At 45.4% G+C, this 20,999-nt stretch carries 20 protein-coding genes; 6 read left to right on the forward strand and 14 right to left on the reverse strand.

Features of this window, described 5'->3' with window-relative positions:
* Positions 1–49: 49 nt before the first annotated feature.
* From ACQCVH_RS10675 to ACQCVH_RS10700, 6 genes are all read right to left on the reverse strand, one after another.
* On the reverse strand, positions 50–346 hold the full coding sequence (locus tag ACQCVH_RS10675) for an EscU/YscU/HrcU family type III secretion system export apparatus switch protein (RefSeq protein ID WP_094768466.1): 297 nt from the start codon (positions 344–346) through the stop codon (positions 50–52).
* A complete protein-coding gene (locus ACQCVH_RS10680) occupies positions 343–2,730 on the reverse strand; it encodes a hypothetical protein (RefSeq protein ID WP_426835641.1) in 2,388 nt (795 codons plus the stop codon). The genes ACQCVH_RS10675 and ACQCVH_RS10680 overlap by 4 nt, the downstream gene beginning before the upstream one ends.
* A 103-nt stretch (positions 2,731–2,833) precedes the next feature.
* Entirely contained in the window at positions 2,834–3,100 is a 267-nt protein-coding gene (flgM, locus tag ACQCVH_RS10685) for a flagellar biosynthesis anti-sigma factor FlgM (RefSeq protein WP_426835642.1), read from the reverse strand.
* Between the two features lie 156 nt (positions 3,101–3,256).
* Positions 3,257–3,679 (reverse strand): TIGR03826 family flagellar region protein, encoded by a 423-nt coding sequence (locus ACQCVH_RS10690; protein ID WP_426835643.1) that lies wholly within the window; start codon positions 3,677–3,679, stop codon positions 3,257–3,259.
* A gap of 89 nt (positions 3,680–3,768) precedes the next feature.
* A complete protein-coding gene (locus ACQCVH_RS10695; RefSeq protein WP_426835644.1) occupies positions 3,769–4,488 on the reverse strand; it encodes a ComF family protein in 720 nt (239 codons plus the stop codon).
* Positions 4,469–5,962: an ATP-dependent helicase ComFA gene (locus ACQCVH_RS10700; RefSeq protein WP_426835645.1), complete on the reverse strand. Its 1,494-nt coding sequence runs from the start codon at positions 5,960–5,962 to the stop codon at positions 4,469–4,471. The genes ACQCVH_RS10695 and ACQCVH_RS10700 overlap by 20 nt, the downstream gene beginning before the upstream one ends.
* 473 nt (positions 5,963–6,435) lie before the next feature.
* Here ACQCVH_RS10700 and ACQCVH_RS10705 point away from each other — a divergent pair, with 473 nt between their 5' ends.
* The gene (locus ACQCVH_RS10705; protein WP_426835646.1) at positions 6,436–7,365 is read left to right on the forward strand and encodes a manganese-dependent inorganic pyrophosphatase; all 930 of its coding nucleotides are present in this window, start codon (positions 6,436–6,438) and stop codon (positions 7,363–7,365) included.
* Between the two features lie 35 nt (positions 7,366–7,400).
* Here the strand turns inward: ACQCVH_RS10705 and ACQCVH_RS10710 are convergent, their stop codons facing one another.
* The 4 genes from ACQCVH_RS10710 to ACQCVH_RS10725 form a co-directional block, all read right to left on the reverse strand.
* On the reverse strand, positions 7,401–8,240 hold the full coding sequence (locus ACQCVH_RS10710; protein WP_426835647.1) for a DegV family protein: 840 nt from the start codon (positions 8,238–8,240) through the stop codon (positions 7,401–7,403).
* 138 nt (positions 8,241–8,378) lie between these two features.
* Entirely contained in the window at positions 8,379–8,534 is a 156-nt protein-coding gene (locus ACQCVH_RS10715; RefSeq protein ID WP_426835648.1) for a sporulation histidine kinase inhibitor Sda, read from the reverse strand.
* A 249-nt stretch (positions 8,535–8,783) separates the two neighbouring features.
* Positions 8,784–9,467 carry a response regulator gene (locus ACQCVH_RS10720; RefSeq protein ID WP_426835649.1) on the reverse strand — a complete coding sequence of 228 codons (684 nt, stop codon included), beginning with the start codon at positions 9,465–9,467 and terminating at the stop codon, positions 8,784–8,786.
* A gap of 65 nt (positions 9,468–9,532) precedes the next feature.
* A complete protein-coding gene (locus ACQCVH_RS10725; protein WP_426835650.1) occupies positions 9,533–10,675 on the reverse strand; it encodes a sensor histidine kinase in 1,143 nt (380 codons plus the stop codon).
* A gap of 499 nt (positions 10,676–11,174) precedes the next feature.
* Here ACQCVH_RS10725 and ACQCVH_RS10730 point away from each other — a divergent pair, with 499 nt between their 5' ends.
* Both ACQCVH_RS10730 and ACQCVH_RS10735 read left to right on the forward strand, forming a co-directional pair.
* Positions 11,175–11,813: a YigZ family protein gene (locus ACQCVH_RS10730; protein ID WP_426835651.1), complete on the forward strand. Its 639-nt coding sequence runs from the start codon at positions 11,175–11,177 to the stop codon at positions 11,811–11,813.
* Between the two features lie 126 nt (positions 11,814–11,939).
* Positions 11,940–13,004, forward strand: a complete 1,065-nt coding sequence (locus ACQCVH_RS10735; RefSeq protein WP_426835652.1) for an LCP family protein — start codon at positions 11,940–11,942, stop codon at positions 13,002–13,004.
* A 64-nt stretch (positions 13,005–13,068) separates the two neighbouring features.
* Here the strand turns inward: ACQCVH_RS10735 and ACQCVH_RS10740 are convergent, their stop codons facing one another.
* Entirely contained in the window at positions 13,069–13,434 is a 366-nt protein-coding gene (locus ACQCVH_RS10740) for a hypothetical protein (protein ID WP_426835653.1), read from the reverse strand.
* Positions 13,435–13,660: 226 nt separating this feature from the next.
* Between ACQCVH_RS10740 and ACQCVH_RS10745 the strand changes: the two genes are divergently transcribed.
* A complete protein-coding gene (locus ACQCVH_RS10745) occupies positions 13,661–14,875 on the forward strand; it encodes a helix-turn-helix domain-containing protein (protein ID WP_426835654.1) in 1,215 nt (404 codons plus the stop codon).
* A gap of 41 nt (positions 14,876–14,916) precedes the next feature.
* On the opposite strand, the gene ACQCVH_RS10750 is transcribed toward ACQCVH_RS10745, so the two are convergent.
* Positions 14,917–15,990, reverse strand: a complete 1,074-nt coding sequence (locus tag ACQCVH_RS10750; protein ID WP_426835655.1) for a glycosyltransferase family 4 protein — start codon at positions 15,988–15,990, stop codon at positions 14,917–14,919.
* Positions 15,991–16,342: 352 nt separating this feature from the next.
* Between ACQCVH_RS10750 and ACQCVH_RS10755 the strand changes: the two genes are divergently transcribed.
* Positions 16,343–16,570, forward strand: a complete 228-nt coding sequence (locus ACQCVH_RS10755; RefSeq protein ID WP_426835656.1) for a hypothetical protein — start codon at positions 16,343–16,345, stop codon at positions 16,568–16,570.
* A 13-nt stretch (positions 16,571–16,583) separates the two neighbouring features.
* Complete coding sequence (locus ACQCVH_RS10760) at positions 16,584–17,957, forward strand: SpoIID/LytB domain-containing protein (RefSeq protein WP_426835657.1); 1,374 nt, start codon at positions 16,584–16,586, stop codon at positions 17,955–17,957.
* Positions 17,958–18,632: 675 nt separating this feature from the next.
* Here ACQCVH_RS10760 and ACQCVH_RS10765 read toward each other — a convergent pair.
* Positions 18,633–19,433 carry an S-layer homology domain-containing protein gene (locus ACQCVH_RS10765; protein WP_426835658.1) on the reverse strand — a complete coding sequence of 267 codons (801 nt, stop codon included), beginning with the start codon at positions 19,431–19,433 and terminating at the stop codon, positions 18,633–18,635.
* A gap of 25 nt (positions 19,434–19,458) precedes the next feature.
* A complete protein-coding gene (gene murJ, locus ACQCVH_RS10770; protein WP_426835659.1) occupies positions 19,459–20,976 on the reverse strand; it encodes a murein biosynthesis integral membrane protein MurJ in 1,518 nt (505 codons plus the stop codon).
* Positions 20,977–20,999: the final 23 nt, after the last annotated feature.

Below are 20,999 nucleotides of genomic sequence, written 5' to 3' on the forward strand. Positions count from 1 at the left end.
GGCAAGCACTTTGATTCTCACTGTTTTTATCGGCCTGAGCCTTAGGATCTTAATAGTTTTTCTCCATTTCTTCCAGCAGAAGAAAAACTTCTGCAATGACAGAGTAAAGCTGGGGCGGTATATTTCCGCCGAGATCTACGTCAAGAAGGTTTTGGAGGAGGCCGGCGTCCTCCTGCATATGCACATCATTCTGCCTGGCCAGCTCCATGATTTTCATGGCAAGATGGCCTTTCCCCTGAGCAACGACTGTGGGTGCCGAACCCTCCTGGCCATCAAAGCGGAGCACGGCAGCTGTGGGGCCATTTACCAATGCGCGTCTTTTTTGGTTAAAAAATTGTGTGGTCATATCGTGAAATCATATCCTCTCTCGGAGAAGCCAGGAGTCTTTGTCTTGGCCGCTGCCGCTTCCTTCTCACTCGTTGCGGAATCAGCTGCAGTAAACGGGGTGAATTGGATTTTTCCGACATTGTATCCGATTTCCTTCAGCTTATCCTGCGCCATGACTGCCAATGGCTCAATCTTCTCTTTGAATGCTGGGCTATCATTTTTTATGGTCAGGGAGAGTGTCCGGTCAACCGCTGATAACAGGATCCCAACATCGCCGAGCTTCTTTGTTTCCAATAGAAAATAGAGGCTGCAATTCTCCCAGTCTATTTGCTCTTCATTATTTTTCGATTGAATAAACACCTTCACATCCTCCGCTTTGTCCTGGAGGAGGTATGGAATGGTCAGCATCATGGTCTGGAGGCCGGATGGATCGCTTTTGCTCAAAAGCTGCTGGCCTGTCAGATTAGCCGTGAGCTGATCCGCTTTCTGTGCCATCTGATGGTCTCCTTCATTCTGCATCAGCTTCAGCATAGCCCCTTTAAGTGTGGAATCGGCATCTGCCTTTCCCTTTTGCACCAAGGCTTGCGCCTGGTCAGACTCATAAGTCAGCCCCAGATTCCTCATATGCTCAAGAATCTGTCTGCCTGAAGGCATTTCCTTCGCTGCATGCAAAGAGTTTTCATAAGATGCAGCCAGCTGCTGCAGCCCAGGCTGTTCGAGCTGAAGCAGCTGCTTTGACACAAAATGCTGGACGCGGACATCTGATGGTTTGAAAATAAGCTTGTCCACCATATTCCTCACTTCGCTGACAACCCTGGAAGCATTCGAAACCTCACCTTTTTCGAGCATCCTCTTTGCTTCCGCAAGCTGAGTGCTTGCCTTCAGCAGTTTTTTCTCGGTCGACATATCGGTATAGAGCATCACATCGCTCTTTAAAATCGCATTATCAAGCTGCTTGATTGTATTTTCAAGCAGCGGCTTTGCCTGGGGAACGGACCGGTTCTGGAACTGGTCGATCAGCTTTTCAACCGTCTGCAGATTTTTGCCGATATCCCTTTTAATCTGCTTGAAATCAATGCTCAGCTGCGACATTTTTTTCGTTATCTCGGTTACAATAAAATCCTTTGATTGAGCAGGAAGGGAAGAGATGAATTCCTCGCTTAGCTGGAGCGCTTCTTCGCCTGATTCATCTGCTTGGCTTGGCACGGCGGCGGGAATACTCTCCCTCGTGAACCCGTCCAGCACCTTCATCAGCTCCTGCCTGGCAGCGAGCTCCCTGCCTTTGTCTGCCAGATCACCAGCTTTTCCGAGAACCTCTTCCAGCTGTCCAATCTGTGATTCTGTCAGCTCACCAGACACCGGAAGCTGAGTTCTTATATTGGACAATACCTCTTGAATATCAGGATTTTTCTGGACTGCTTTCAAGCTGGTCTGCAGACTGTTTGGAATAGAAGGGCCGCTCTCAGGAGCATTTGCCGCTTTAAGATTTTGAAGGGCAATCGCCTCCAGCTTCATCCCATCATTCAAGCTCTTTAGCACAATAGAATCAAGGACAGCTCCATCAGACTGGCTTTTAATATAGTCAGTGATGCTCGCGATTGAAGCATTGGCTGATAGCATTTCCTTGACTGTCTGCAGCAGCCTGGCATCCTGCAGCACCTTTACAGCCTCAAGGATCTTCTGGTCTGCCGCCTGGCTGATCTGCCTCGATTGTGCAAGCAGCTTTTTCAATGAATCCGGCAATGACGCTTCTGCAGCTTTCATTCTTCTAAGCATTTCTTTCAGGTCAGATTGACCTCTGGTTGCTCTATGATTAAAGACACTCGCGTCAACAGGCCTGCGCTCTCTTGGCCTGCCCGCAAGCTGCTCTAAGGGCCGGCTTACTCCTGGTCCGTGGAGTGCCTCGTGAACTGCCTTCATTTGGTCAGGGGTATACTCAAGGCCCTTCCTCCCCATGGCGGCCAGGGTTTCCATCTTTTGATCAAACGATCCTTGGCTTTTATTCATAAAAGCTGCAATATCCTTGGCTTCCTGCCTTGAAACCGCTATGCCTTTTTCCCCCAGCAATGAAACTGCCCTGCCTGCTTCCCCTTTTGCATTGAGGAGAGCCTCTGTTTCTTCCGCTGCTTGTGTTTCCTGCCCGGCAGCCGCATTAGCGGGCTGGGCTGCTTTTACAGTCGGCAAAGCGCCTTCTGTGCTGGAGACCTCAACGGATACCCTATTCCCCTTGGGGAGTTCTCCATCTACTTTCACCTTAATATCCTGTCCCTTCACCTGCAGAAGCGCTTCATTATTAGGAAGCCGCTCCTTTACAACCGCCTGAAAGACGCTCCCTTTTTTCAGATCAAGGGATTTAGGTTCGGCAATAAAAGAGGAAACTGGAGAGTCATTTTTAACCTGCATGCTATTCACACTCCGCTTATATCGAAAATTAGGCCGCCCGGGCATGGAAACAGCCCTGCGGAATCCGGTATAAAAGAAAAATCAATACAGAAGTGTATTGATTTTATTCTTTGCCATAAAATTTTAGGATGCTTTTCGCCGTTTCTTTTGCGTCCACTTGGTACGTTCCGTTCTGCACCTGAAGCTTCAGTTCTTCCACTTTCGCCTGGCGTTTCGCCGTCAGCTGGGAGACCTGCTGCATTTCCTTGGCCGCAGATGAGATTTCCACTTTATCTGTTTTCTTCGTTTCTTTGCTTTGGTTATCCATGTTGTTTAACTGGCGTTTGTACGGGTTGATTCCTGAAGCTCCGAAATTCTGATTGATCTTCATTATTTTTCCCTCTCTTTCTTGCCAAGCCAATTGTCTTTACCTCTATTATCGGCCATAACGGCCTAAACTTTAAACAATACGCACAAATTAGTAAAAATTACATTGAAAAAATGCTGAAAAGCTGTATGAATAGTTCATACAGCCTAGAAGTTACGGCTATTGTTCCTTTGGTTCACAAGAAAAATAGGTACTATTTTTCTCTCTTTCAGCCCGCTCGCGTTTGCGCTCTTCTTCCTCATTGTGGGCATTGATGCCTTTAATCAGAGAATCCTTGCATTTTGTGCACAGCTTGCCTTCACGGATAATGGCCCCGCATTTATCGCATGGATAGCCAAGATTAGGGAATTGGGTGATTTTCAGCCTTCCCGTCCTGATGAATTTTAAGATCAGGTCTTCATCTACATTTGTGGCATCTTCTACCTGGACTATCGTCGCAGCCCGGTTTTCCCGTTTACGGATGTACTGGTAAACCGTTTCAAATGCCTTTTCTTCATCCTTCCAGCAGCTTTGGCACACTTCACGGAATTGATTCCGCACAAATAACTCGCCGCAGTTAGGACAGTTTGATAATTCAGCCACTTCTTGCTCCCTCACATTTCCAATTGCAGTTTTACTTACATTATAGCCTGCAGCATGCCTGAAAGAAATGCCATTTTTTTGAACATTTTTTATCCCCTTGCAATGGTGATGGAGCTGATGCTTTCTGCTCCTTGCTGTTTAAGGATAATGGCGGCATGCCGTAAAGTTGATCCTGTGGTATAAATATCGTCAATTAGAAGGATATGTTTAGAAAGGAGACCGGTTTCTTCTTTCAAACCGAATACCTGCTGAAGGTAGATTCGCTCATTCCTTGTTTTCTTTGACTGCTTTTCAGAGTGCGTCCGAACGAGGAGGCTGGAAGGAAAATAGCCGGCTGTTTTGATCAGGGCCTCTGTCTGGTTAAAGCCTCTTTCGCAGAGGCGCTTTTCGCTCAGCGGAATCGGCACTATATAGTCAGGCTTCTCTTTGCCGAGCACCTTTCTGAGTTCATCCGCAAAGACTGCGGCCAGCGCGTAATCCCCCCTATACTTATAGCGGGCCATTACTTCCTGCATGAACGCATTATACTCATATAGTGAAGTGTTTTTCCTCAGAACTTCTTTCCACTCAGGGGATTTCTCCCACCTGACACAATCCAGGCACTGCTTTTCTTTTATAAAAAGCGGATCCATTCCGGCAAAGGGCCTGCCGCAGACAAGGCAGCGCTCTCCTTCAATCAATTGCAGCTTCCCCCTGCATTCAGAACACACCACTTGTTTCCCGGTTCTCAGCAGCAGCTTAACCCAGCCGATTTCCTGCTCAATCTCTGAGTGGCAAATCAGGCAATAGTCAGCGGGGAAAAGATTCATACATAATCAGCCCCCTTCGTTTAGCTTCCCTGTTCATTCTCATGATCTGATTTTTGGCTTTAATCATTTCTTCTGTTTTGCCGAAGTGGAAAAAGGTGATGGTGCCGCGGGGATAATCGGCACTCCTGCCAACCCGGCCGGAGATTTGGACCAGAGCGCTTTCGGTAAATACGTGGTGGTCGGCGCCAATGACAGCTGCGTCGATATTCGGAAACGTTACGCCTCTTTCGAGGATGGTGGTGGTTAGGAGGATCTGTGTTTCTTTATTGCGCATTTTTTGGATTTTAGTTTTGCGGTCCGGGTCCCCGGCATGGACGGAATCGGTCTGTTGGTGGAGTTTTTGTGTTAGGGGCAATGCGGCTTCCATGATGTCGATGCGTGGGAAAAACAGGAGGATCTGTTTGGAGGTTTGGATGCGGCGGCTGATCCAGCTGATGACCGGAGAGGGCAGGCGGCCTTTTTTTAAAAGGTTCTCCCAATTTCCGCACCAGCGGTATTCCGGGACAGGAAGCGGATGGCGGTGGTAGCGGGCCGGGATAGTAATGTAATCTTTCTTTCCGGAGAAGCAGTCTTTTTGCCATTTCTGGTTTGGTGTGGCGGTGAGATAGATCATGGATGACTCCGGCTTTCTTGCCTGCTGTACGGCGTATTGCAGGCCTGTGTCAACCGAATAAGGGAAAGCGTCAACCTCGTCCAGGATGACAGTGTCGAATGCCTGCCGGAATCGGAACAGCTGGTGGGTCGTAGCGATGGTGAGCGGGGCATAAAGATGGCGATCCTCGCTGCCGCCGTAGAGGGAAGCTACATTTATTTCAGGGAATACTTTTTTCAGGCGTGGGGTGAGCTCAAGTACCACATCTGTCCGGGGTGTGGCGAAGCAGACTCTTTTGCCGGCTTGGAGGGCATGGCTGATGCCTGCGAACAGCACCTCGGTTTTTCCCGCGCCGCAAACGGCCCATATTAAGAGTTCTTTGTTTTGCTGGATTGCTGTTATTGTTAGGTCCGAGGCAGCCTGCTGTCCTGGGGAAAGTTCGCCTGGCCAATTGAGATAGATGTTTGGTGTGAGAAGGACTGGCTGCGGGCCCTGCCAGCTGATGAGCGGAGTGCAGGTGCTGACCCGGCCCATCATAATGCAGCTCCGGCAGTAAAGGCAATCTTCGCCGCAGCGGGCGCAGGGGAATTTGGCGAAAAGGTGAGAGTGTGTATTGCCGCATCGGGCACATTGGGGCTTTTTGCCGGTGAGGAGGATGCCTGGGCGGTAGATGAGGTGGCCGTTTTGGTAGTGCTGGTCGATTTCTTTTGATGTGAAGGGGATTTCGTCTGCGAGGAGCTGCTTGCCGGTGAGCATTTCGGCCAGTTTTTGGTCCGGTTTGAAGGCTGGATTAAGCGGAATGGCCGGAATTTCAGCCAGTTTGGAGATTGGTGTGCCATTTGGGTCCTGGATGAGGCGCCCTTCTTGGATTTTGAACTTCAAAGCTAATCATCCTTTCCTGTTTATTTGCGGGATTTTGGATATGTTTGCGAGTTTTGAGTTTTATTTGCGACTTTTTCATTTTATTTGCGAGTTCAAGCTTTTATTTGCGACTTTCCCGATATATTTGCGACCTCGGCTTTCAGCTATCTTCACCGCGAGATGCCGCCTTCCCCTCTTATTAGCAACTTCCCCGATTTATTAGCAACTTTTCTCTTTTATTAGCAACTTTCCCCATATACTAGCAACTTTCAGTATTTACTAGCAGCTTCCCCAATATATTAGCAACTCCCTTTTTGGCCCCCCTCTTTTATCAGCAGCACCCCTCCTCAAACCGCAACTCCCCCACTCCACAGTATACTCCACCCCAAATACCGCCCAACCGCCCCCACAACCCCAAACTCTCCCCCTAGATTCCCCCCAACATTTCCTCTATAATAAACCATGAAGAATCCACCTAAAAAGGAGATTTACATATGGAAAAAACATTAATTTTCGGACATAAAAACCCAGATACAGACACAATCTGCTCAGCCTTGGCCTATGCAGACCTGAAGACGCAGCTTGGTCAGGAAGTTGAAGCTGTGCGACTTGGTGAAATCAACGGCGAAACTCAGCATGCGCTGACAAAGTTCAACGCTGAAGCTCCCCGCCTGATCAGCAATGCGGCTGATGAAGCGCAGACAGTTATCCTTGTAGACCACAACGAGCGCCAGCAGAGTGCGGACGGAATCGAGAATGTGCGTGTGGCTGAGGTTATCGACCACCACCGTATCGCTAACTTTGAAACAAGTGATCCTTTGTACTATCGCTGCGAGCCTGTCGGCTGTACTGCTACGATTCTGAATAAAATGTACAAGGAAAACGGAAAGAGCATACCGCAAAATATCGCTGGCCTGATGCTGTCTGCAATCATTTCTGACTCCCTTCTGTTCAAATCACCGACTTGCACGGACGAAGATGTGAAAGCGGCACATGAGCTTGCAGAAATCGCTGGCGTTGATGCGGAAGAGTATGGCCTTGAAATGCTGAAGGCTGGTGCTGACCTTAGCGATAAGTCTGCTGCACAGCTTGTCAGCCTGGATGCGAAGGAATTCCAGATGGGTTCTGCTAAAGTGGAAGTGGCGCAGGTGAACGCCGTTGATACAAACGATGTGTTTGCGATGGAAGAGGAATTGCGCGCGGTAATTAACAGCACGATCGAGGAAAAAGGACTGGATCTGTTCCTGTTTGTTGCAACGAATATCCTGACGAACGATTCTGTAGCGCTTGCGCTCGGTAAGGAAACAGCTGCTGTCGAGAAAGCATTCAATGTGGTGCTTGCGGATGACAAGGCTGTCCTGCAGGGTGTTGTTTCACGTAAAAAGCAAATTGTGCCTAACCTGACTGATGCACTAACAAAGTAAAACTAGCCGCTCCGATAAATCCGGAGCGGCATTTTTTATTTCTTATACCAACCAAGCCCCATAGACCCTTCGCCTAGATGCGTGCCGATGACCGGGCCGAAATAGCCGATCATAAATTCGACGTTCGGCAGCTCTTTTTCAAGCTCTGCTTTCCAGTCATAGGCTTCCTGCTCGCGGTTCGCGTGGATGATGACGGCACGGTATTCACCGCCGCCGGCAGCAGCATCGCCAAGAAGGTCGGCAATCCGCTTCATCGCTTTTTTGCGTGTGCGGATTTTTTCAAATGGCACGATGACCTTGTCCTGGAAATGAAGGAGCGGCTTAACTTGAAGCAGGCTTCCGATCAGTGCCTGGGCGCTTGAAAGACGGCCGCCGCGCTGGAGGTGGGAAAGGTCGTCGACCATGAAGTAGGCCCGGACTGAATTCTTCATTTCCTCCAGACGTGCCATGATGTCCTGCGGGTCCCTTCCTTCCGCTGCCATTTCTGCCGCTTCAATGACATAAAAGCCCTGGACCATGCAGCTGATTTCGGAATCGAACGGATAAGCCTTTATCCCTTCGACCATACTGCCTGCTGTGACGGCTCCCTGATAGGTGCCGCTGATGCCGCTCGACAGATGGATGCTGATGACAGCATCATAGTCGGCCGCTAATTTTTCAAACAGCTTCACGAATTGGCCCGTAGACGGCTGTGAGGTCGTCGGGAGCTCCTTATGCTTCACTTCTTCATAAAATGCTTCTGCTGTAATTTCTACCTCTTCCTCGTATGTTTCATTTCCGAATATAACACTGAGAGGGATCATATGTATGTTCAGTCGATCCCGCAGATCCTTCGGGATGTAAGCAGTACTGTCTGTTACTACGGCTGTTCTCATATAAAGAGTACCATCCTTTGTTTTTTCTCTACATATATGTCCAATTTATATTTTATATGAAAACAAGGTAAAATCCTAGGGAGAAAAATAGCATGGTATTAGGGGAAGCATCAATAAAAGGGGCAGCCTGTAAGACTATTAATAAGTAGAGGCCATTGGCAGAAGATGCGAAAGCTGCCTCCGGTTGATTTCATCGGCAATCAGTTCAATAAAGTCAGTGTCTACATTGCACACCAGAGCATCTTCAAAAACTTTGAACAAATTCTCATCTGATAAAAGCAGCAGGCTGGACATAATTTAGCAAAACCTCCATCCAATACTTTTATCCTATATTTAACACACAATTACATAAATTGTAAACAATTATTTAAATACTTTTGCATTACATTAAAATGACAAACGCGACCTCTTTCGGGACTTATGAAGCTAATCTGTCTGACTCAGCAGGGACCTTCTCTTAAGCAGGCTTAAACAAAATATGTACCTGCACCACTCCGCAGATTTTTCTTCCCATACAAAAAAGCACGCCGAAGCGTGCCTTCATTATCTTACTTCCACCCAGCCGTTTTTGATGGCTACAACAACTGCCTGGGTACGGTCGTTCACATTCATTTTCTGCAGAATATTGCTCACATGGTTTTTAACTGTTTTTTCACTGATGAACAGTGCTTCACCGATGCCGCGGTTGCTTTTTCCGTCAGCCAGGAGCTGAAGGACTTCGCATTCCCGGCGGGTCAGCAGATGAAGCGGACGGCGGATTTCCACCTGTGTATATCCTTCTCCGCTGCCGGTTTCGTCAGATGCCAGGCGGCGGTATTCTTTTACAAGATTATGAGTTACTTTCGGATGCAGGTAAGAGCCACCGTCAGCGACCACTTTGACCGCTTCCACAAGGGCATCGGCATCCATTTCCTTCAGCAGGTAGCCGCTTGCTCCAGTTTTCAGGGCATGTGTTACATAGTTTTCATCATCATGGATGGAAAGGATGATGACCTTTGCATCCGGATATTTTTCAACTAACTGCTTTGTCGCCTCCACACCGTTGATTGTCGGCATATTGATATCCATGATGACAACATCGGGATTATATTCCTCTACCAGTCCGACAGCTTCATTGCCGTCGTCCCCCTCGGCTACAACCTCGAATGTCCTTTCGAAATCCAGAATTCGCTTTACCCCTTCTCTAAACAGCTGATGGTCATCAATAATGACGATTTTTGTAGTCATTGTTACGCCTCCCTAAATCTCCGGTATGTGTTTATCTATTTTTGTGTACAGCATTTTTACAGGCTTCATTGGTTTAAAGGAATCTGGATAAGCACAACTGTCCCAGTATTAAACTTTGAATCTATCGACAGCTGCCCCTCGAGTAATTCAACTCTCTCCCTCATGCCTATGAGGCCAAACGATTCATCTTTTTTCTCATTTATATCAAAGCCTTTGCCGTTATCCTTTATAACAGCTATAGCATTTGATTTCTTAATTTCAAGCTTGACTTGTATTTCCCTCGCTTCCGCATGCTTCAATGCATTCTGGACCGATTCCTGGATCATCCTGAAAAGAGCCACTTCGTATTTAGGCGGAAGCCTTTTATCCTCTCCAATATTCTGGAAAGTGATGCTGGTGCTGTTATGATACTCTTCGATTGTCTGAAGATATTTTTTGAGCGTAGGGACAAGGCCAAGGTCATCCAATGCCATGGGACGCAGATCATAGATGATCCTGCGCACTTCATAGAGGGCATTGCGGACCATTTTTTTCAGGCTGCGGATTTCTCCCAGAGCTTCATCCGCTCCCCTTTCACGGTAGATCCGTTCTACCAGATCTGAACGCATCATGACATTTGCCATCATCTGGGCCGGTCCGTCATGAATTTCCCTTGACAGCCTTTTCCGCTCTTCCTCCTGGGCACCAATGATTTTCAGTCCAAAATCCTGCTTCAGCTTTGCATCTTCCAGGACTTCACCCATCTGCTTCAAGTCACTCATCAGGTAATCCATGACCACATTGATCTGGGAAACAAGGTTTTCCGCTCTTTCAATCGTCTCAGTCAGACCCATGAGCCTTCTTTCGATATCATCCCTGCGGTCCCGCAGCTGTTTCTCGGCCTGACGGTTCATAGACAATTCCATCTGGAGTTTATGGGCCTTTTCATAGGCCTCCCTTACTTCCAGTTCAGTATAGTCCTTGAAATGCATGCTGACCTCAGAGAGCCTCTTTCTGGCAAATCTCGTTTGCCCTTCAAGCTGATCGCCCTCTTCGATTGTCCGGACTACCATTTCTTTTACGGCTTTTAGTTCATCAGCCAGTGTCTCGTAGTCTTTTCTGCACTGCTCGCCAATCCTGAAAATTTCATCCTTGCTGCTGTCGACAGTTTCTATCATTTTTTCCAGTATAAAATCAAGTGTTTTTGTATCAAATCTTTTCTTCATCATTATTCCCCCAGGAGTGAAAACGAATGACCTGACAGCTCCGTATATACAGATCTGCTGCAGATGGGTTCAGCCCGTGCCGCTGCTATGTAACCCCTACCGATGTCTTTCACTATTTTAGCGTGAATCGACAGGTTATTCTATCTGTAATCTATGAAAACCATGGAAATTAATGAAAAATTCGGTAATTTGGCATAGTCTTGTATTTTCTTCCTAAGTCTTATATCCTAGATGAAAATGATTTAAACAGCATATTTTGACAATCTTTCTGCTATTTAACAGAAAAACCGCTTAAAAACAATCCCAAAATACTATTCTCAAATAGCATTTTTGCTCTTTTGAATAACATTTTCATTATACCATGCAATAAATACACCTATATTAAAGTTTGATTACAATAAAATGAAAAACACAGCTTCGGCATTTTGTCGCTTTATAATGAACTTTGCGATAGACTCTATTCAATCAATATGATTTCTGATTGAGGAAAGGAGCTTTTTACATGCTTTCATACTATAGAACAGTCAAGGATTACGGAGAGCACGAAATCATTATTCAAAAATCACGCTTCATCGCACATATAGCCAGGGCTGAAACCGAAGAAGAAGCACAGCAGTTCATCCAAATGATCAAAAAAAAGCACAGCACCGCTACACACAATTGCTCGGCTTACCTGATCGGCGAGAATAACCAGATTCAGAAGGCCAATGACGATGGCGAGCCGAGCGGAACGGCCGGGGTCCCAATCCTGGAGGTTCTGAAAAAAAAGGACCTGAAAGATACCGCTGCAGTCATAACAAGATACTTCGGCGGAATAAAATTAGGAGCAGGCGGGCTTATCCGTGCCTATGGCAAGTCGGCCTCGGAAGGGATAGCGGCCGCCGGTATCGTTGAAAGAAGGCTTATGCGCGTTATGCATACAAAAGTAGAATACACATGGCTTGGGAAGCTGGAAAATGAGCTCCGCTCCTCCGTCTATCCCATCAAGGAAATCCACTATCTTGATTCTGTTGAATTCGAAACATATGCAGAAGAAGGAAAGACTGCTATCTTCAGCGATTGGATGACAGAGCTGACCAACGGGCAAGCTGATATATCAGAAGGTTCCAGCCTCTACCTGGAAGAAGAAGTTCCTCAATAAAAAATAGACTCTTCGTGAAAAATTCATTTTACGAACTGCCAAAAAGATTGTAAAATTAAGTTTGGTTTATTTGTTGAAAAATGTCCAATTATCACATATTAACTTTTAACCAAAAGGAGAAAAATGATGTCTGCTAATAGACAAGTATATAAAGTCCAGAAAAAGAGAAAAAAGCGCCGCAGGATCTTTCTATGGATTGTTGTCCCGCTGCTTGTTCTCGTTCTTGGCGCCACTTCTTATGCAGCCTTTCTTTATAATAAGGCCCAGGATGTCGCCGGCAAGTCCTATCAGCCAGTTGAAAGGACATCAGCTAAAAGGGAGAAGCCGGTCGATCCCGATATCGATAACATCTCACTCCTTTTCATCGGAGTTGATGACAGCGATGTCCGCAACTATCAGGAGAGTTCACGTTCAGATGCCCTGATGGTGGCAACCTTTAATGAGAAAGCCAAATCTGTAAAACTATTAAGCATTCCAAGGGATTCAAACGTGTATATCCCTTCTGTCGGCTATAATGACAAAATCACGCATGCCCATGCAAAAGGCGGGGTCCCGTCCACTATTGAAACAGTTGAAGGGCTGCTTGATATCCCGATCGACTATTATGTGAAAATGAATTTCAATGCCTTCATCGATGTTGTAGACGCACTTGGCGGCATTGATGTAGAAGTCCCTTATGCACTAAGCGAAAAAGACTCCCATGACAACAACCATGCCATCAACCTGCAGCCAGGCCTCCAGCAGCTGGACGGAGAAGAAGCACTTGCCCTGGCAAGGACGAGAAAGCAGGACAATGACATCGAACGCGGCAAGAGGCAGCAGGAAATCCTGAAGGCCATCATGAACAAAGCCGTTTCCGCCAAAGGGCTGACCAAATATGGCGATGTGATGGAAGCGGTCGGAGATAATATGGCAACCGACCTGTCTTTTGATGAAATGAAATCATTCATCGATTATGCCACAGCCGGCACCGGCCTTGACATTGAAACATTGACCCTTGCAGGAAGCGATGATTGGACAGATACCGGCTACTATTATCAGCTGGATCAGACATCATTGGAGGAAGTGAAGCAAACTCTCAAATCACACCTGGATTATAATCCGGATGCCCCTGCAGATGCCCTAAGTGAAGGCGATGCGGATGCCGCGGATTATGATGCCGGCAGCAGCAGCGAAGAAGATGGCTATTAATTCTTTTCAAAAAACGTCCTACTGTTCACAGTCAGGACGTTTTTATTTTTGCCGGAGAGGATCCTCATCCCTCAGCCAAAGCTTGCAGCTCCCCTATCCATGAACCCGCCTCATAGATGCAATCTTTTATACCAATAACCTTCAAAAAATCAAGCAGATCTCTGTATGACTTCTGCTTGTACTCCTCCATAACGGAAAATTCCCTGATGTACGCAATATTATTCACAGGAAATCCTTCTGTATATTCTGTTCTCAGTGTATATCCTGATGAAAGTTGTTTTGTGTCCTGATCCTGCTGTTCCCCTGAGCAAGTATAAATGACAGCTTCACCAATTTTTTGCTGCCTGGCCTTGAACTGAAACGAAAAGACAATGGCACATTCTTCATCACAAAAAGACGGCAAAATTTGCATATCCAGCTCACGTTCCATAGGACACCTCTTTCAAGTGTTTTCTATACTATAACAGACCCAAAAATCACTTGAAATTCGTATATACGGTTATTTAAACCTATTGCAGCTCCATTTCCTGTTAAAGCAATAACAAAACGAAGAAAAATATAACTATAAGCATATTTTTTCTTTAGTATGTTAAAATGGAAATAAAAAAGAACCACCCTAGTTTGGTAGGGCAGTTCGAGAGATTTATTGTTAAGAAATGGGGGGATGCAATCAGTGGATAGAAGGAAGTTCAAGAGTATGGATTGGACCTCCGCTGTTATTGCCCGCGTTAGCAGCAACACCTACACCTAGAATTAGAGTTAGAGCTGCAATTACAGCAAATAAACGTTTTTTCATGGGAATAAGCCCTCCTTATATTTTTGAATCTTATTTGTTCTTCCAGTTCTATTTAACCACAAAATTAAATGTTGCATATTTATTATTTCAGCCTATTATACTTAGTTTTTCCTATTTAATCTCTATATTTAGACTATTGCTAAAAAAAAATATAATTGTAGGAATATTTAGGGGGAGCATTTACATGGATTTTTCGGCTATCGGGAGTAAGATAAAGGAACTCAGAAAATTGTTGGGATTATCTCAAAAAGAGCTTGCTGCAGAAATATGTACCCAGGCACAGATCAGTAAAATTGAAAAAGGAGATGTATATCCTTATGCCTCAACTCTTTATTTAATTTCACAGCGGCTGGGAGTTGATGTCAACTACTTTTTTGATATCGGAACAACCCCACGGCTCGATTATGTAAAAGAAGTCAGTCAGCAATTAAAAATTGCAAGGAGAAAGTTCTATTATGATGAAATTAAGCAAATAGTAAAAACAGAAGAAAAGAATCCTCTTTTTGCTCATAACAGGAGAAATTTACAATTACTTTTATGGCATAAAGGGATTGCTTCATATTATTTAGATAAAGATGTCTCCTCTGCATTAGTTTATTTTGACCATGCTGTCGAGCTGACGCATGACAAAGTATGGACCGAGAGAGAAATAGAGATAGCCATCAGCAAAGGAATCATCTATTTTGAAGAGGAAAAGCTTGAAGCTGCCCTTGAAATTTATGAGCATGGCAGGGTTCAGCTATCTTTACTTCCCCTTATTCAAGACGTCTCCATTAAAACAAGGCTCTTTTACAATACTGCACGTGTACTCACTAGGCTCGATCGGTTCAAGTCTTCCATCGACTACTGCAAAGAAGCCATCCAATGGTGCATTGAAAACGAGGATCTCTTCCTTCTAGGGGAGCTTCATTACCATATTGGCTATAATTATGAGCTGCAGGCCGATTATGAAAGGGCCAAATCTTATATGAAAAGATCTTTGATTATTTTTGAGCTGCAGAAGGACAATAAGTATATTTCTTTTATAGAAGGAAAAATCAAGCAATGGGAAGCAGCACAAAATAAATCCATATAAAAAAGGGCCACTCTTTCGAGTATGCCCTTTTTTCATTCTTATTATCGGTTCCTTACTGTTGAGTATCTGATTTTGTGATAGCTCTTTAACAGCGGTTTGTAGTCTTTTCCAACCAGTCCGATTTTCTCAACAAACACTTCGATGATGACCAGCAGGATGGCAATATAGATGAAACCGCCCCACATCTTAGCCTGGGACAAGATAATAGCTGACAGGCCGAAGAAGGCTGCCATTGCATAAATAATCAGCACTGTCTGGCGATGAGTATACCCAAGCCTGAGCAGGCAGTGATGCAAATGCGATTTATCCGGTGCAGAAAGTGGCTTTTTATTCACGATCCTGCGGATGATGGCAAAGAATGTATCAGAAATCGGTACACCGAGGATAATAACAGGAACGATGAACGAAATCACTGTTATGTTCTTGAATCCCAGCAGTGATAAGACTCCAATCATGTAGCCAAGGAAAAGCGCCCCCGTATCCCCCATGAAAATCTTGGCAGGATGGAAGTTGTAGATCAGGAAGCCGAGCGTACTGGCGAGGACAATTCCTGCCATGGCAACCACGAATCCATTGCCCATAATCATAGCCATTCCTGAAATGGTAATGAGCGCGATAGATGATACGCCTGCGGCAAGGCCATCCAGGCCGTCGATCAGATTGATTGCATTGGTGACGCCGACAATCCAAAGGATCGTCATCGGGATGCTGAATGCACCCATTTCAAGGCGCCCTTCAAATGGAAGGTTAATGAACTCAATGTCCATTCCGCCCCACACAACTACTATAACGGCAGCCGCAATCTGGCCAAGCAGCTTTACCTTTGCTGACAATTCAATCATGTCATCAAGGACACCGGTAATGATGATAATGATGCTCCCGATAATAAGCGGGGCTACGATGCTCATCTCATGCGGATTCTCAGGCTGAAGAACGAGAACGCCGATGATGAAGCTTATATAGATAGCTAATCCCCCAAGGCGGGGCATTATTTTTTGATGGACTTTGCGCTGATTGGGCTTGTCTGTAGCACCAATAACAAAGGCAAGCTTTTTCACGAGTGGAGTAACCAGAACTGATGCCATAAAACAAATGATCAAGGTCAAGTAAAACATTAAGACCCTCCTTAACAGTATCATACCCATTTATCCAGGCAGAAAAAACAGGTATATTCATTCTTCTCTGCTTACAAAATGCCTTTTTTACACAATTCTTCATTTTTCCCAGCAATTCGCGGCCTGCTTACGAATAAAGCAGGATAGCAAGTTATTAAAATGCAAATTCCTATTGAATTATAGCACACTACAATTTTATTGGAAATAGAGAATAGCTCCTATCATCTATCAACATATTACTTCCAATTTCGAATTATTTCTACTGATTTCCCAAAATTTATAAATTATAAACTCAGATATATGTATTTTTGGTATAATTGAGTTACTATACCATACAAATCGGGGGATAAAAGTGAAAAACATCAAAAGAAAGCTTATTTTGTCGGCTGCAGCTCTTGGCCTTATGGTTACGTTCTATTCCGGTTCGAAAGCAATGGCTGCTGGCGAGCCAGTAATTGCCAGCGTGGATTGGGTTCTGTCTAAAATCAACCCATTGAGCCAAAAGGTGGACAGCCTTGAGAAAAGAGTTCAGGAACTTGAGTCTCAGGTTGAAAAATTAAAAAACGGACAGAGTAATTAAGGCTGGTATGATGATGAAAAAAGCACCTCTCCTTCTCATGATTATTGCCTTTTTTATACTGCTGCCAAACACTGGGACTGCCGAAGCCGCAGCTCCTGCGAAACCTGTCACATATATGACGCAGGTAAAGGTCAAATTGTTACCATCTGCCAAATTTTCTTTGAATATTTCCGGTAAATACCAAATTGTGAACCTGGACGACAACACACTCGTCCCGCTCACTTCGCTGGTTACCTTTGAACAGAAAAGCGGAAAAGCCACTGTCATATCCAATCAAAAAACTTATACATCCGCTAAAGGATTTTTAGTGAATGAAATCCAGTCCCAGGAAGCGAATGAGGTTGCAGTCTCGACCATCAATACTTCTTCAGGAGCAAAGAAAGTGACATACCGCGGTTCCTTTGAAATCGTTCCAGGAACCTCTCAGCTTACGCTTTTCAACACATTAGATATGGAAAATTACTTAAAAGGGGTCGTTCCAAGCGAAATGCCGGCCAGCTGGTCGCTTGAAGCATTGAAGGCCCAGGCTGTCGCCGCCCGGAGCTATGCTTACAGGCAGGTACAGGCAAGCAAGTCAGGCTATCTCGAAATGACGGTTTCCAGCCAGGTGTACGGAGGAAAGACAGCCGAATCGGCAAGAAGCACCCAGGCGGTACAGGAAACAAACGGGATCTATGCCACATATAATAATGTGCCGATTGATGCCTACTTCCATTCAAGTTCTGGAGGATACACCGAGAACAGTGAAAATGTCTGGTCAAGCAAACTTCCGTATATGAGGGCGGTTGAGGATCCGTATGACAAACTGCCGGCCAACTACCATTACGGCTGGGAATCCATCGCTCAGGCAGGAGTTGTGAAGCAGAAGCTGGGACTTGCAGCGCACCAGGTCCTCACAGGCCTGAAAGTTGTCGAAAGAGGCCCCAGCAGCGGCGCGACCCAAATGGCGGCCACTGTCTACAATAAAACAACCAAGGAAAATAACAGCATCCTGCTGACGCCTAAATATGCGGCAACCCCGGACCGCTATCGTTCCTTATTCGGAATTTCGCTGAAGAGCATTAAATTCAATGTTTATACTGATTCAGCTGCTTCCATCAAACTTGCAGATGGAAGTGTGCAGAAGGCTCCGCATCTTGTCGGTTATAAAATCAAAAAAGCCGACGGCACGGATGCCTATATGGAAGATCTGAATATGAGTGTACGCACATCAAGCGGCAGCGAGCTAGTCAATACCGCCCCCAACAAAATCACCTTTAAGGGAGATGGCTGGGGCCACCTGCTGGGGATGAGCCAGTGGGGAGCGCGCGGAATGGCGGAAGCCGGATACAAATATGACCAAATTCTAAAGCATTACTACACAGGAATTGAAGTGAAGAAGCTTTAGTACAGGAAGGACCGCGTAAAGCGGTTCTTTTTTTGGTGTTTTTGCAGTCACCATACATGCTGATAAGTGTTTAATATATTTTCCTACATATAAATAAGGTTATTCAGCATATTTTTTGAATGATTCTACATATAATGCAAAAAACTAATAAAAATCCTTCCTCAACTAATCGGGTAATGGATCCTCCTATATAGCGCAAAAACAGTAAAACAACGTAGTAAAAAGCATGGTGATTAGCAAAGTAATCACCATGTTATTTTGTATATGATCTGTGATACCCGACCTCATAATAGACGGAAAAATTCCGCTTAACTTGGAATTTGCATTGAAAGCAGCTCAAATAGACGGAGAATTTCCGCCTACTGACTCGAAAAACATTAAAGTGGGGGTGTTTGCTTGGCATAACCGGAAAACCTCCCCTTATTTAGCCCGAAACGTGCTCCAATCTGAAATTATCCGGAAAATCTCCGCTTATTTTACTTTCGCTGTGGTTCCTTTTTCTCAGTTCGCTAATTGGTATGCTGATCACAGTGTTAATTTCTAAATAGAATTGCAATAAACGTTTTATCCCTAAAAAAATAGCATGCTAAATCATATGTGATTTAGCATGCTATTTGAGTTGTTCCTTCACGTCTTGAACTTCAAAAGTGAACCTGTTAGCTAATCAAGAAAGGCTTATTTTTGCAGGGCCCTGTACAGGAACACAGAGAACTGTGACCGCCTTGTCGGCTCTGATGGCCTGTAATTGCCGTCGCTCCCTCTTGCAATTCCGTGCTGGGAGACAATCTTGATATAAGAATAACCGTCATTAGAGGCCGGTACATCTTTGTAATCTTCATAAGGTTCATCAAGTGCCGTCAGTTCAAACGCTCGCTGCAGCACGACCGCCATATGCTTCCTGGTCATCGGATCGTTCGGAAGGAACTTTCCGTTGCTTCCATTGAAGTAGCCCTTCTCCGCCACCGTCATAATGGCCTTACGCGACCAGTCGGAAGCTTTAACATCCGAGAAGACAGATGGAGAATCGCTGAGCGGCAGCTTGAGCGCTTTTACAAGCATGGAAGCTGCCTGGGCCCTTGTGATTGAATTCTCAGGCAGGAACTTCTGGATATCCGGATATCCTGAGATTACCCCAAGATTGTACATTTCCATGATTTCCTTGAAGGCCCAATAGTCTGTTCCAACATCCTTGAACACCTCGGCGCCGCTTGAAGGCGGATTTGCCGGCGGCTTCGCTGTTCCTCCCCCAGGCACTCCAGGCGAGGTCCCGAGCAAAGCATTCACCTCTGCTTCAAGCTTGGCAGCCCGCTGTTCGACAGAAGACAGCTTTGAATCCAGCTTGTCTGTTTCCCCTTCCGTCCATTCTGTACTGGCTGCTTCCAGGACAGGCTCTGCCTCTGCCTTTTGGGCAGAACAGGCTGTCATTGTCATAAGAAGCAGTCCGGGCAAAATAGGCACTAGCCATTTTTTCCTCATTTCTTTTCCCATCCCTTTAAAGACTCTATTTAGCGGCTTTCTTTCTATTCAGGACCATTTGCAGTTCAGGAAACTTCAGAAGCTTCATGAGGACAAGCACAGCTGCCAGGAATACAAGTCCGCCGATAATGATATCTATCCACGGCATTCCGGTGCTTAAATAATGCCTTAATGCTAGTAGAATCACAGCAATTCCTGCATAAAACGCCAAGGTTTTCCCTAAAGACCCAATCTTTTCCGCCATTATTTTTAATTTTAACACATTTTTTGCCAAAAGCAGTAACAGGATAAAATTAACAATGGAACTGATGGAAGTTCCCCATGCAATTGCCTGTGCCCCATATTCTTCTATGAATAAAAGCGTGATTCCGATATTAATGCCAAACACGCAGAAGATGCTGATCAGAACCGGCATATAGGAGTTTTCCATCGCATAGAAAAATCTTGTGACATATACATTTGCTGCAAAGGTAAACATAGATAATGCAAAGATCTGCAGCAAAGGATAAGTAACAGCTGTAGAGCGATCGTCAAAGCTTCCATATTGGAAAATGACCTGGACAATTTCCTGTGCATAGATAATGACAAAAATGGTTACCGGAAGCAGCAATAAACCCAGCCAGCGGAGTCCTTTCTGATACAGGGAAGTGATGCTCGCCAAATCGTTTTCAGCGGCTTTTTTTGCCAGTGAAGGGTAGATTACGGTCGTTACGGCTGTCATGAGGACCGCCTGCGGAAACTGTGTCAGCTTGGAAGCGTAATTAAGCGCTGCTACCAATCCATCATCATGTATTCTGGAACCGAATACGCGCTGAAGCAAAGCATATACCTGCAGCGCGGCACCGCCTAGCATGATGGGCATCGCAATAATAAAGAGCCTTTTCAGTTCATCGGAAAAAGCAAAACGGATTCTGAAATGCTTTAAATGCTCTTTCCTCAAGCCGGCAATCAGCATGATGACCATGACTGCCGCTCCGGCAATCGCTCCAAATCCGTAAGATTCAACTGACATGAATGGAGTCAGCAGGAGGGCCAGGGCAAGGAATGCCAGGTTGTAGATAAAAGTAGAAAGCGTGGACAAATGGAACTTTTGATTCACGTTCAATATCCCGCTCAGCCACATGGACAATATGAGGAAAAAGGTCGACGGTGCCATCCAGTAGTAAAGGCTTTTGGCAGCATCATATTCCTTTGCATCCATCTGCCCCATTACGAGCTTCAGCAGCGGATCAGTGAATACAAGCAATAGGACAGTCAGTACTCCGACGATGGCCATGATATAGGTAAAGGTCGAACTCATGAATTTTTCCTGCTCAGGACCTTCCTTGATTTTGCTGTAAACAGATATAAATGCGGTTGTGATTGCCCCTCCGACCACTACATAAAGAAAGTTCGGAATCGTATAAACGGCAATGATGCTGTCAGCGAGATAGGAAGTCCCGTATTGATAGGCAACTGCGGCTTCCCTCGCAAAGCCCAGCAGCCTCGCCAGAATGTTAATGACAGCCACAGCGCCAATAATTTTAAAGATTTTGCCTTTCATTTGTTTCACTCTTTTCTGCAAGT

The sequence above is a fragment of the Bacillus infantis genome, assembly GCF_050107595.1.
Classification (GTDB): Bacteria; Bacillota; Bacilli; order Bacillales; family Cytobacillaceae; genus Bacillus_AB; species Bacillus_AB infantis_C.